The sequence below is a fragment of the Rhizobium sp. WW22 genome (genome assembly GCF_047041135.1).
GTDB lineage: Bacteria > Pseudomonadota > Alphaproteobacteria > Rhizobiales > Rhizobiaceae > Rhizobium.
Genome location: NZ_CP178199.1, coordinates 1,194,013 through 1,206,529, shown reverse-complemented (window position 1 = coordinate 1,206,529; position 12,517 = coordinate 1,194,013). Strand labels below are relative to the sequence as shown.

General features: G+C 61.1%; 12 protein-coding genes. 6 read left to right on the top strand and 6 right to left on the bottom strand.

Annotation, left to right across the window (positions count from 1 at the left end; all coding sequences use genetic code 11):
- Positions 1-52: 52 nt before the first annotated feature.
- Positions 53-847: an AraC family transcriptional regulator gene (locus ACK83U_RS24505; RefSeq protein ID WP_112603748.1), complete on the top strand. Its 795-nt coding sequence runs from the start codon at positions 53-55 to the stop codon at positions 845-847.
- Positions 848-910: 63 nt separating this feature from the next.
- Here ACK83U_RS24505 and ACK83U_RS24500 read toward each other — a convergent pair whose 3' ends face one another.
- The 6 genes from ACK83U_RS24500 to ACK83U_RS24475 form a co-directional block, all read right to left on the bottom strand.
- Positions 911-3,262, bottom strand: a complete 2,352-nt coding sequence (locus ACK83U_RS24500) for a heavy metal translocating P-type ATPase (protein ID WP_112603746.1) — start codon at positions 3,260-3,262, stop codon at positions 911-913.
- Between the two features lie 176 nt (positions 3,263-3,438).
- Positions 3,439-4,419: a zinc-binding dehydrogenase gene (locus ACK83U_RS24495; RefSeq protein ID WP_112337223.1), complete on the bottom strand. Its 981-nt coding sequence runs from the start codon at positions 4,417-4,419 to the stop codon at positions 3,439-3,441.
- A gap of 41 nt (positions 4,420-4,460) precedes the next feature.
- Positions 4,461-5,063: a TetR/AcrR family transcriptional regulator gene (locus ACK83U_RS24490; RefSeq protein WP_112337222.1), complete on the bottom strand. Its 603-nt coding sequence runs from the start codon at positions 5,061-5,063 to the stop codon at positions 4,461-4,463.
- A gap of 56 nt (positions 5,064-5,119) precedes the next feature.
- Entirely contained in the window at positions 5,120-6,376 is a 1,257-nt protein-coding gene (locus tag ACK83U_RS24485) for an arsenic transporter (protein WP_112603744.1), read from the bottom strand.
- Between the two features lie 117 nt (positions 6,377-6,493).
- Positions 6,494-6,952: a universal stress protein gene (locus tag ACK83U_RS24480; RefSeq protein WP_112603742.1), complete on the bottom strand. Its 459-nt coding sequence runs from the start codon at positions 6,950-6,952 to the stop codon at positions 6,494-6,496.
- Entirely contained in the window at positions 6,945-7,112 is a 168-nt protein-coding gene (locus tag ACK83U_RS24475; RefSeq protein ID WP_162707997.1) for a hypothetical protein, read from the bottom strand. Before ACK83U_RS24475 ends, ACK83U_RS24480 begins: the two co-directional genes overlap by 8 nt.
- A gap of 173 nt (positions 7,113-7,285) precedes the next feature.
- On the opposite strand from ACK83U_RS24475, the gene ACK83U_RS24470 reads away from it, so the two are divergent.
- The 5 genes from ACK83U_RS24470 (at position 7,286) to ACK83U_RS24450 (ending at position 12,504) form a co-directional block, all read left to right on the top strand.
- Positions 7,286-7,690 carry a DUF983 domain-containing protein gene (locus ACK83U_RS24470; RefSeq protein ID WP_112603740.1) on the top strand — a complete coding sequence of 135 codons (405 nt, stop codon included), beginning with the start codon at positions 7,286-7,288 and terminating at the stop codon, positions 7,688-7,690.
- A gap of 485 nt (positions 7,691-8,175) precedes the next feature.
- Complete coding sequence (locus tag ACK83U_RS24465) at positions 8,176-9,060, top strand: AraC family transcriptional regulator (protein ID WP_015342945.1); 885 nt, start codon at positions 8,176-8,178, stop codon at positions 9,058-9,060.
- A gap of 204 nt (positions 9,061-9,264) precedes the next feature.
- Positions 9,265-10,350, top strand: coding sequence for a sugar ABC transporter substrate-binding protein (locus ACK83U_RS24460; protein ID WP_112603738.1), 1,086 nt, complete (start codon positions 9,265-9,267; stop codon positions 10,348-10,350).
- A gap of 85 nt (positions 10,351-10,435) precedes the next feature.
- Positions 10,436-11,257 carry an ATP-binding cassette domain-containing protein gene (locus ACK83U_RS24455; RefSeq protein ID WP_112603736.1) on the top strand — a complete coding sequence of 274 codons (822 nt, stop codon included), beginning with the start codon at positions 10,436-10,438 and terminating at the stop codon, positions 11,255-11,257.
- Positions 11,254-12,504, top strand: a complete 1,251-nt coding sequence (locus tag ACK83U_RS24450) for a sugar ABC transporter permease (RefSeq protein WP_112603734.1) — start codon at positions 11,254-11,256, stop codon at positions 12,502-12,504. The genes ACK83U_RS24455 and ACK83U_RS24450 overlap by 4 nt, the downstream gene beginning before the upstream one ends.
- The last annotated feature ends 13 nt before the right edge of the window (positions 12,505-12,517 follow it).

Sequence of the window (12,517 nt, the reverse complement as noted above, 5' to 3'; positions counted from 1 at the left end):
AGCGTGATAACGACATTCGGTCTTTAAATGTTGCAAAACGGCCAAACGAAACATGAGCATCGAAGATATTGGCGACCGTCTCGACGGGCCGCCGCTCATCGCCTTTTGGGGATCGGACGAACCGGGCAGCGCCTTCCGTCTCGGCACTCAGGAATATGATTGGCACGCGCATAGCCGCGGGCAGCTTTTCTGCATTGAGAGCGGGCTCGTCCGTGTCGATACGCCAGGCGGTTCATGGTTGCTACCGCCGCAGCGTGCGGGCTGGATTCCGCCTGGTGTCATGCACAAGGCGGGGATCAACGGCGTGCTGAGCGGCTGGGGCATCCTGCTGACGCCAAGCGCCAGCGCCGGCTTGCCGGTGACGCCTTGTGTTCTGAGCGTCAGTGACGTGTTGCGAGCATTGGTGCGCCGGGCAACCACATGGCATTGGGAGGAAAAGTTGTCGGCGCAGCAGCGTCGCCTCGCAGCCGTTCTACTCGATGAGGTTCGGGCCGCACCGCGTGAAAGCCTGCATCTGCCGATGCCGACGGACCGGCGTGTTCTGCGCATCACGGACGCCGTACTGCAGGACCCCGCCAGCGAGGAGACCTTTCAATCACTGGCACAGCGGGCGGGCATATCCGAGCGTTCAGCCAGGCGGCTGTTCCATGCAGAAACGGGCATGTCTTTCGCAAATTGGCGCCAGCAGGCTCGGCTGTTGCTGGCACTGGAGCATCTGAGCGCGGGAGCACCGATCGCTGAGGTGGCGGACAGCTTGGGCTATGCGAGCGCGAGCAGCTTCATCGCCATGTTCCGGAAGGCATTCGGCCTGTCGCCGCGCCGTTATCTGTCCGCCAGGAGATCCTGATCTCTTTGCGATCTCGGAATTGATATCAGGGCGCCGGCCTGTTCGTCGGCGCCCGTCAACAATTCAGACTGCGACCCGGCGCGGCTTCAAGGCGAGCAAGCGAAGCGCATTCATGGTCACCAGTACGGTTGCACCGGTATCGGCGAGGATCGCCGGCCAGAGCCCGGTAATACCAACGATCGTGGTCACCAGGAAGACACCCTTGAGGCCGAGCGCGATGGTGATGTTCTGGCCGATATTGCTCATCGTCCGCTTGGAAAGATCGATCATCTCGATGACATCTCCGACGCGGCCATGCAGCACGGCGGCGTCCGCCGTTTCCAGCGCAACGTCGGTACCGCCGCCCATGGCAATCCCAACATCGGCGGCTGCCAGCGCTGGCGCATCGTTGATGCCGTCGCCGACCTTGGCGACCTGAAAGCCTTGCCGCTTCAGCTCACCGACGATCCGCTGCTTGTCTTCGGGCAGTAGTTGCGCGCGAACCTCTATGCCGAGCGTCTTGCCGATCGCCTGCGCCGTGCGCTGATTGTCGCCCGTCAGCATGATGGTCTTGATCCCCGCATCAGCAAGCGCCTTGAGACCCGCGGCCGTATCGGCACGGGGTTCATCGCGCATGGCAAGCAGGCCGGCGGCCGCACCCTTGGCAACCACGACGGAAACCGTTTTCCCTTCATCGTTGAGCGCGGCGATCCGGGCCGATTGCCCCGAAGTCAACGACACTCGGTCAGCAGCCGCCTGCGGCGATCCGAGGAATACATCCACTCCGTCGACCGTACCGCTCACACCCTTTCCGCCGATCGCTTTGGCATCGATGACCTGAGGGATATCCGTTCCGGCTTCAGCTGCGCGGTCGAGGATGGCGCGGGCAAGGGGATGGCTGGAGCCGGTTTCGAGCGCGGCTGCCAGGCGCAACACGTCCGTTTCATTCATGCCGAGACCGACAATATCGGTGACCTTGGGCTTGCCTTCGGTCAAGGTGCCGGTCTTGTCGAAAGCAACGGCGGTGACCTTGCCGATATTTTCCAGCACGGCGCCACCCTTCAGCAGCAGACCGCGGCGGGCGCCTGAAGACAGTGATGCCGCAATTGCCGCCGGCGTCGAGATGACCAGGGCGCACGGGCAGCCGATCAGCAGGATCGCCAGACCCTTATAGACCCACTCGCTCCAACTGCCGCCCAGGAATAAAGGCGGGATCACGGCGACGAGTGCACCGACAACGACGACACCTGGCGTGTAATAACGCGAGAAGCGATCGATGAAACGCTCGGTCGGAGCCTTCGATTCCTGTGCCTCTTCGACCAGCTTGACGACGCGGGCGATGGTATTGTCCGATGCCGCTGCCGTTACCCGAACACGCAGGGCGGCGTCGCCATTGACCGTACCGGCAAAGACGCCTGCATCCACGCCCTTGCGCACCGGCGTGCTTTCGCCTGTCACCGGCGCCTCGTCGATGGCGCTTTCGCCGGAGAGAATCACGCCGTCGGCCGGAACGCGGTCGCCGGGGCGCACCAGGATGATGGCGCCGACAGCAAGGCTTTCAGCCTGCACTTCGCGGGTCTTGCCATTCTCCTCGATGAGCGCGGTCTTAGGCACCAGATCCGTGAGGGACTGGATGCTGGCGCGCGCCTTGCCGGCCGCAACGCCTTCCAGCAGTTCGCCGATCAGGAAGAGGAAGACGACGGCAGCAGCTTCTTCGCTGGCACCGATGACAACGGCGCCGATGGCCGCGATCGTCATCAGCATTTCGATCGAGAACGGCGTGCCCATCCTTGCGGCCATGAAGGCGCGCCTGGCGATCGGTAACAGGCCGACCAACATGACCACGCTGAATATCCAGACGTCCAGTGCCGGAACCAGCTTGCCGATACCCCAGGCGGCGGCGAGCGCCACACCGCTTGCGATCGTCAGGCGGCCCTTGGCGGATTTCCACCATGGCCCGCTGGTCGGTCCATGATCGTGACCGTGGAGGCCGGCAACCGAGGCATCGCGCTCATCCGAAGCGTGGTTGTGACCGGAATGATCATGTCGATGCCCGTCGGCGCCGTGATCGTGGTCGCCGCCGTGATCATGCTCGTGATCGTGCCCCGCATGACCATGGTCGCGGCCATCAGACTCGTGCGCGTGATGGTCGTGCCCGCAGCCGCAGATGTGATCGTCATGATTGGCTTTTTCTGTCGGAACGCTGCTTTGCGACAGTGGAAAAACCTTGTAGCCCAGTCCCGTAACCCGCTTGGTTATGTTGGGTAACAGGTCCGGGGCGCTCTGATGCTTGATCGTCATCGTGCCTGCGGTGACCGAGACGGAAACATCCTCGACACCCTGCAGCCGGCGAACGGCCGTGTCGATTTTCGCGGCGCAGGAGGCGCAATCCATGCCCTCTACGCGATAGCGGCTCTGTTGTGTTGGCGACGTCATGTTTCGGTTCCAGATTTTGTCTTGGAACCATCGCTACATCCTCTAGTAACTAGAGGGACAAGAGCAATTCCGCGAATTTTTGCGTAATCGTTCGCAGGCGCTGCAATCGATCTAGCCGCGTGCCACGAAGCCGCCCCAGCTCCCTGCGGCGGCGGCTACGCCAAGGCCTAGAAAACCTATAGTAGTTTGAGCAGAACCTTGCCGGTCTTGCCGGGCGCCAGCGATGATTTCACAGCTTCCGAGATCTCGGTGATGTCGTAGGCTGCCTCCACGGGCAACTTGACTTCGCCTGAGGCGACGCGTGTGATGAGTTCGCTGATCAGCCGCCGCCGCTCTTCCGCCGGCATGGCGGCGCTGATCTTGATGCCCCAGAAGCCCTTGATCGTGAGCTGCTTGAAGATGACGGCCCTCGAGGCGATCTGCATCGGCTTGCCGGCAGCAGTGCCGAAGGAAACCAGCAGGCCGTTTTCGCCCAGCAGGTCTGCCAGGTCGTTGCTCGCGACACCACCGACGGAATCGACCGCGGCACGGATCGGCGCGTCGCCGATCATGGCGCGCACCTTCGCCTTCCAATCTGGCGCCGCGGTCGAGACGGCATTGCCGATACCGAATGCGGATAGCTCATCGATGCCACCATCTCGCCGAACGAGATTGATCATGTGTATGCCGCGGCTATGTGCCAGCATGGCAAGCGTCTTGCCGACAGCACCATTCGCCGCGTTCTGGATGATCCAGTCGCCGCGCTCGACATTGAGGAATTCCAAAAGTGAGATAGCGCTGAACGGCATGGCGATCAGCTGCGCTGCGGCCTCGTCGGAGATCACGTCAGGCACCGGAACAAGGCTTGCTGCCGGCGCCGTGAATTGCTCTGCCCAAGTGCCATGGACGCCGGCTGCAACGACGCGCTTGCCGATCAGCGCCTTGTCGACGTCAGGCCCGACGGCATCGACAAAGCCGACCGCCTCGCTGCCGCCAATGGCAGGCAAAACCGGCTTGTAGCCATAGGCGCCGCGCACGGTCCAAAGGTCATGATTGTGGATGGGGGAGAGAATGGTGCGAATGCGCACGTCTCCGGCGGCAGGCTCCGGCAGTGGCATGTCGGCCAAATAAAGGACCGAAGCCGGATCGCCAAAGACATCGTGGATGGCACTGCGCATTGTATTTTCCTTGTGTGTTGACATGCTGGTCCTGCTTTGGATCAAAGGCCGCCGGGTGCCAAAAGGGCTTGCTCAGTGGCAAGCATGGCCTGGTCGAGCGGTGTCTTGTCTTTTCCTAGCTTCGCCAGGATTGCCGCCCCGAGCCATAGGCTATAGAGCGAACGAGCCGTCTTTTCCGGGATGCAGGATGGCGAAATCGAACCGTCCTCGCGTCCCTCGGTGATTGTGTTGGTGATGCGGCGAATGAGGTCCTCGACACCGCCGAGCAGGATCACGCGCATATTGTCCGAGAGATCGGAGATCTCGGCGGCAAGCTTCACGACCAGGCACCGATCGGCGAGGCTGGCCGTATTGCCGTCGGAAAGCCAGGCATTCCAATAGAGCATCAACCGCTGGCGGCCATTGCCTTTCCAGCCGAAGAGCGCGTCGAGCCGCTCCGCGTAGTCGGAGCAATATTGCTTCAGCAGGGCGCAGCCGAAGGCCTCTTTGGATGCGAAATAATAATAGAATGAGCCTTTCGGCACGGCACTCTGCTCGAGCAGCTCCTTCAGGCCCACGCCTCCGAAACCCTTGCGCAGCACCAGTTCCCGCCCGATTGCGAGAATATGGCTGCGAGTCAGCTCCGATTTCTTCTTCGTCATCATGAGCGGTCCGTAACAAATAATCGACCGGTCGTCTATAAACTCGATGTTGTTCGCAGTCAGATCAGTGCGAGGGCCGCAAGCGAGAGGATCAAAGCCGGAAACATCACGAGAGCGCCGATCCTCAGAAAGGCCAGCGCTCCCATATGCAGCCCTTCGCGGCGAAGGGCGGAAAGCCAGAGGATCGTGGCAAGCGAGCCGGTAACGGAGAGGTTGGGGCCGAGATCGACGCCGATCAGCACGGCGCCGGCGATGGAATCAGGGACATGGGCTGCCTGTACGGCGCTGCCGGCGAAAAGACCGGCCGGCAAATTGTTGACCAGATTAGAGACGATCGCAACCGAAAGCCCGGCAGCGCCGACCGCCTGTGTCTGCGACTGAGCCGCCAGCAACGCCAGCTTTTCGGACAGGAGGGCGGTGAGCCCGGTGTGGTTGACCGCCTCGACGATCACGAAAAGGCCCGCAACCAGAGGTATTACGCTCCAGCTGATGCCGCGAACCGTCTCCAGCGGATTTTGCCGGGTAAGGGCGAGAACGATGACGGTTGTGAGGAGGCCCGCGACAAATGTCGGGATGCCGAGATCGACATTCATGGCCGACGCCACGATCAGAATGAGGGCGGTGACTATCAGCCCCCATCCTGCCAGCCTGGCGCTATGGGAAAGGGCGGGTTGGCCAACCTCGCGGGCGATCGTGTCTTCCGCCAGTGCATGGCGCTGCGTCCAGTAGAGGCAGGCGAAGGTGACGATGATCGACACGATGGATGGCAGCAGGAAGGTCTGCATCCAGCGCGACAGGGACGGCATCTCGCCGCCGGCGAAGATCACCAGATTGGCCGGATTGGAGATCGGCAGCACGAAGCTCGCGGCATTGGCGATGAAGGCGCAGACCAGCAGATATGGCATGGGGTCCTTCACCCGCGCCGCACGGCAGGCTGCGTAGACGGCCGGCGTGAGCACGACGGCGGTGGCGTCGTTCGACAGAAAGACCGTTACGACTACGCCGACGACATAGACGAGCACGAACAGCCTGCGGGGAGAGCCCTTGGCATGCGACGTGGCGATCGCCGCCACCCAGTCGAAGAGCCCTTCGCGCCGTGCGAGCTCCGACAAAAGCATCATGCCAATCAGGAAGAGATAGACATCGAACCCTTTGGATATGCCTGTCCATACCTCGGCTGGACCGATGAGCCGAAGCGCAACGAGAAGCGCTGCGCCGAGAACCGCCCAGATCGCTTCTGGCCACCGGAACGGACGCGTGACGACACCGAGGGCGGTCAGGCCGGCGATGCTCCAGGTGATTGCAGATTCCGTCATTCAACTCATCTTGGATTTGGGTCGGAGCGGCTATGTAGCATCACCGCGGAGCGGCGCAAACCGTAACCGCGCTATATTCGAAGAGAACCCAGCAAGAAAGGCCACTCCGAGGGAGCGTTATGCCTTCTTCGCCGTATCCGCTTTCCCAACAATATCGTCATGCGATTTGTCGGCTCGCTCGACAAGGACGGAGCATTCCGCATGGCGGATGACGTATTCGACCGTCGAGCCGAATATGCGATCGATGATATCGGACGTATGCGTTGCGAGGATAATCAGATCGGCCTTCTTCTCCTTGGCGATGGTCAGCAGCGTCGTCGATGCCTTGCCCATGCGCACATCGATGGTCGCGGTAATGCCGAGACGCCTGCACAAGGCATTGAGCTTTTCCTCGGCTTCCGTGATCGTTGAGACAGCCCATTCGTCCGGGCTTTCCCGCCCCGAAAGGAAGCGCTCGATAACGTGAGCGACCGTCAATTCGCCGTCCGGAGACAGAAGTGCGTGGGATGTGCGCAACAGGCGCTCGGCGCGTTCGCGTGAGCCGAGCCCAATGGCGCAAATGATATTGTTATACATTGCATTCTCCCAAAACGCCCTGGCCGCAGTCGTTCTTGGCGTCACTGGCATCTGTCCGGTTAAACTTGCGGCGAATACGGGCGAGCATACGAATATTCAGCACATCGATAATGGCGGGATTCGTCAAGTCTCGCCGCTGCCATGATGCAAACCAAACCATGCATATCTGCTCGCTCCGTCGCCGTGTGGCGTCGGTTTATCCCGCCTTGCCCGGAAGCAGCTGCGTCATTCTGACAACTGGACTCGATCATTCCATTCATTATATATGCATTGTATGCATGCAATTTACTAATTGATTGCATTCACTTGATAGACTGAATCAGGAGTAATGTCATGGATATTGACTATCCCCCGCTGAGCCCATCGCAGACTGGTCTCCGGTGCCGCTGCCCGCGCTGCGGTCAGGGGCGCATGTTCGATGGATTTCTGACCCTGCGCAAACGATGCGAGGCGTGTGGGCTTGACTATTCCTTTGCCGATCCGGCCGACGGCCCGGCATTTTTCGTCATCTGTTTCGCCTGTATCCCGAGCGTTCTTCTCGGCGTCTGGCTGGAGGTGGCCTTCTCCGCTCCGGTTTGGGTGCAGTTTCTGTTGACTGGCCCCTTCATGCTGGCGACCTGCATCCCACCTCTACGCCCGCTGAAAGGCTGGCTTGTCGCCAGTCAGTATTTTTATAAGGCCGAGGAAGGCAAGCTCGTCCGCCTGCCGGCAACCGAGGCGCCGCACTCAGCGAGCTAAGTCTGTGGGCCTCATCTCGAATTGATGACCGTTTCGAGGTGGTGCTCCTCATGATAAGTAGTGTCAATTAGCCTGGAAATATCCGAAATGTGGGATTGGTTCCCTATAGTCTTCATCCTGTTCAAGGTTCTCGTGTTAGGCACGGGCATGTTCTTCGCCATCAAGTGGCATCACGATCAAGGGAAGCAGAAATAACGAGCGGACCGCAAGCGCCCGCCGAACGCCCCCTTGACGCCTCGGATCAAAGCGAAATTCTCGGCGCTCGATACCGGATATCGACCCCTCGGCATCGCAGTGCCTATGCCGCACTGCACATTTCGCCAAATAAGTCACTCTTCAAGTCAAAAAAGTATCAGTCGAGCGTACAAGGCGTAGTAGCGGCAGGCGCTTATGAGAGGTAGGTTTACCACATAGAAGACGTGCTGGCCTCTGGGAGGAGGCGCCGCAACCGTTGCAATACGGACGGATGGAAAGGAGGCTTGCCGATGAACCCCGATTTGGAAGTGGTCGCGATCGGGAGCGGAGAATCCTTCAAGGCGTGGGAACACGGTTATCCCTACCGCACGGTTCGCTGGCATTTCCATCCCGAATATGAAATCCATCACGTCGTCGCGACGACGGGCCAATATTTCATCGGCGACTTCATCGGTGAGTTCGAGCCGGGTAACCTGGTGCTGACGGGACCGAACCTGCCGCATAACTGGGTGAGCGACGTTCCAGTTGGCGTCACATTACCGCTGCGCTGCCGCGTGCTGCAATTTTCCGAATCCTTCTTTGCCGATGCCAGTAAAGTCTTTCCGGAGCTGTCGGCCTGCGCAGGTATTCTTGAAACGAGCCGCCGCGGTGCGCTCTTCACGCCTGAGACGGCTGTCATCGTAGGCCCGATCCTTGGCGAACTGGTCGAGGCATCAGGCATCCGCCGCATCGAACTCTTTATGAATATTCTCGACGCCATGAGCCGCGCTGAAGGCACGCGCACGCTTGCCAGCGCCGGCTATCAGCCGGACCCATCCGGCTTCATGTCGGCGGGTGTCAACCAGGCGCTGGCTTACATCAATGCGCATCTGACCGAGCCGTTCAGCGAGTGCGATCTGGCCGAATTGACCGGCCAGAGCCCGAGCGCCTTTTCGCGCAGCTTTCGTCGCCATACCGGCATGGCGCTCGTGCAATATGTCAATCGGCTACGCATCAACTTCGCCTGCCATCTCTTGATGAGCAAAGCTGACATGACGATCACCGACATCTGCTTTGCGGCTGGCTTCAATAATATTTCGAATTTCAATCGGCGTTTTCTGGATCAGAAGGGCATGGCGCCCTCCCGGTTCAGATCGCTCTTGGCACAGCACGCACGCGCGGTGGAGGCCGCCTAACAAAAGGGAGGACAGGGAGGAGAGACAAAATTCAGGGCAAGCGAACGGGCAGGCACCTTTGCCGTCCGAAGGAGAAGGCTTGTCCGAAATTACCGCTGCGTCGGCCCGATGGCCGTTGTTTGCGGACAACCAAACAAGAGCATCGCGTGCGGACAGCCGCGATGATCGAGGGAAACCATTACCATTTGGAACGGAGAAATTCCAATGAACCATTTCGCACTGAAAATCGCCGGCGCAGCCGTGCTTGCCGCCGGTCTTCTGGCCGGCACCGCCGTCTTTGCGCAATCCGCCAAGGTCACGGACGCGACCGTCGCCTTCCTGATGCCCGACCAGAGCTCCACGCGCTATGAAGAGCACGATTTCCCCGGCTTCCAGGCTGAGATGAAGAAGCTCTGCGCCGGCTGCAAGGTCATCTACCAGAATGCCAATGGCGATGCTTCGCGTCAGCAGCAGCAGTTCAATTCGGCAATTTCGCAAGGTGCGAAGGCCATCGTGCTCGATCCGGTCGATTCCACTGCCGCGGCTTCCTTGGTGAAGCTCGCGCAAAGCCAGGGTGTGAAGGTCATCGCCTACGACCGCCCGATCCCGTCGGCCGCTGCCGACTATTATGTCTCCTTCAACAATGAAGAGATCGGCAAGATGATTGCCAAATCGCTGGTCGATCATCTGAAGGCGAAGGGCGTGAAGGCTGGCGATGGCGGCCTTCTCGAGATCAACGGCTCGCCCACCGATGCTGCCGCGGGCCTGATCAAGAAGGGCATCCATGCCGGTCTGGCCGACGGCGGCTATCCGGTGCTTGCGGAGTTCGACACGCCGGAATGGGCGCCGCCGAAAGCACAGCAATGGGCAAGCGGCCAGATCACTCGCTTCGGTAAGAAGATCCTCGGTGTCGTCGCCGCCAATGACGGCACAGGTGGTGCCGCTGTCGCCGCCTTCAAGGCCGCCGGCTTCGATCCTGTTCCGCCGGTCACCGGCAACGACGCGACCATCGCCGGCCTGCAGCTCATCATTTCCGGCGATCAGTATAATACGATCTCCAAGCCGAGCGAGATCGTAGCTGCCGCCGCCGCCAATGTCGCGATCGAACTGCTCTCGGGCGGGACGCCGAAGGCCGACACGAAGCTCTTCGACACGCCGACCAAGCTCTTCACGCCGGCCCTGGTCACGCAAGAAAACCTGAAGGCTGAGATCATCGACAAGACCGTCAACGGCAAACCGATCCAGACACCGGACCAGCTCTGCAACGACCGTTATGCCGATGGCTGCAAGAAGCTCGGTATCGGCAGCTAAGGCTGCTCCTCCCAGTCTCCGGCCGCTTCGACGGCCGGAGGCAAAACGCATCCGATTGCATTTCAACCCGAGAAGGTGGCTGGTCATGAGTGACGCTTCCGATCATAGAGCCCCGTCCGGCGAGCTTGTGCTCAGCCTCAAGGGGGTCTCCAAACATTTCGGCGCCGTCTCGGCACTGACGGATATCAACCTCGATGTGCACGCCGGCGAAGTCGTGGCGCTTGTCGGCGACAATGGCGCAGGCAAATCGACGCTCGTCAAGGTTCTTGCCGGCGTGCATCAACCGAGTGCAGGCACGATCACATTCCGTGGCAAGCAGGTGACCCTCAGCGATCCCGCAACGGCGCTCGATCTCGGTATCGCCACGGTCTTTCAGGACCTGGCGCTTTGCGAGAACCTCGATGTCGTCGCCAACATTTTCCTCGGTCGGGAACTGAGCCCGCTGAAGCTCGATGAAACCGCCATGGAGGTTCGCGCCTGGACACTGCTCAATGAGCTCGCAGCGCGCATTCCGAGCGTGCGCATCCCGATCGCATCGCTTTCCGGCGGCCAGCGGCAAACGGTGGCGATCGCGCGTTCGCTGCTGCTCGAGCCGAAACTCATCATGCTCGACGAGCCGACCGCAGCGCTGGGCGTCGCACAAACCGCCGAAGTGCTGAACCTCATCGAGCGCGTCCGCGACAAGGGCCTCGGCGTCATCATGATCAGCCACAATATGGAGGATGTGCGCGCCGTTGCCGACCGTATCGTCGTGCTGCGCCTCGGCCGCAACAACGGGATTTTCTATCCCGATACGTCAAACCATGAACTCGTCAGCGCCATTACCGGAGCCACGGAAAACGCCGTGTCGCGACGGGCAGGGCGACGTCAGGCCCAACAGGAACTCAGAGAAGGGGGCCAGCCATGAGCGAGAATGGCAAGCAATCCACCCTGCTGCTCGACCGCAGCGACGTCCGCGTCAACCATGATACCGGGCTTGCGGCCACGATCCGCTCCTCCATCGACAAGGTGCGCTCCGGCGATCTCGGATCGTTGCCCGTTGTCGTGGGCCTCGTCATCATCTGGACGGTGTTCGGCACGCTCAACCCGACTTTCCTTTCGAGCAACAACCTTGCCAACCTGCTGTTCGACGCCTCGACGGTCGGCATCATCTCGCTCGGCATCGTCTGCGTGCTGATGGTCGGCGAGATCGATCTTTCGGTGGGGTCGATCAGCGGCTTCGCCTCGGCCATGGTCGGCATGCTCTGGGTGAATGAGGGCTGGCCGGTGGCCTTGGCGATCGCGGCCGCGCTCGTCGTCGGCGGCGTGATCGGCGCCATCTATGCCGTGCTGTTCAACCGGCTGGGCATGCCGAGTTTCGTTGCCACATTGGCAGGCCTTCTCGCTGTACTCGGCATGCAACTCTATCTGCTCGGCGCCACCGGCTCGATCAATCTGCCCTATGGCTCGGCGATCGTGAATTTCGGCCAGCTTCTGGTGATCCCCCGTCCGCTTGCCTATGTCTTCGCGCTCATTCCGGGTGCGGTCCTGCTGTTGACCGGCTTGGGCACTGTGCGGCGGCGCAAGCAGGCGAACCTCTCCGCGCCCTCCGTCGGCGGCCTGTTGGCGAAGGCGGCCGTCATTACCGTGGCCTTGGAATTCGTCGCCTTCTATCTCAATCAGGATCGTGGCATTCCCTGGATGTTTGCCCTGTTCGTGGTGCTCGCCATCGTCATGAATTATGCGCTGACACGCACGCAATGGGGCCGGTCGATGTCCGCCGTCGGCGGCAATCGCGAAGCGGCGCGGCGCGCCGGCATCAATGTACGCAGGATCTATACCAGCGCCTTCGTGCTTTGTGCCATGTTCGCAGCCCTTGGCGGTGTGCTCGCGGCAGCGCGCCTGGCCTCAGCCAGCCAGCAGGCGGGCACCGGCGACGTCAATCTGAATGCGATCGCGGCGGCTGTCATCGGCGGCACCAGCCTCTTCGGCGGCCGCGGCAGCGCCTATTCGGCACTGCTCGGCATCGTCGTCATCCAGTCGATCGCCAGCGGCCTCACCATGCTCGATCTGTCGTCGGCGCTTCGCTACATGATTACAGGCGCAGTTCTTGCCATTGCCGTCATCGTCGACTCGCTCGCCCGTCGTTCCCGCGCCTCGCATGGGCGCGGCTGATTTCTTCAAGAAG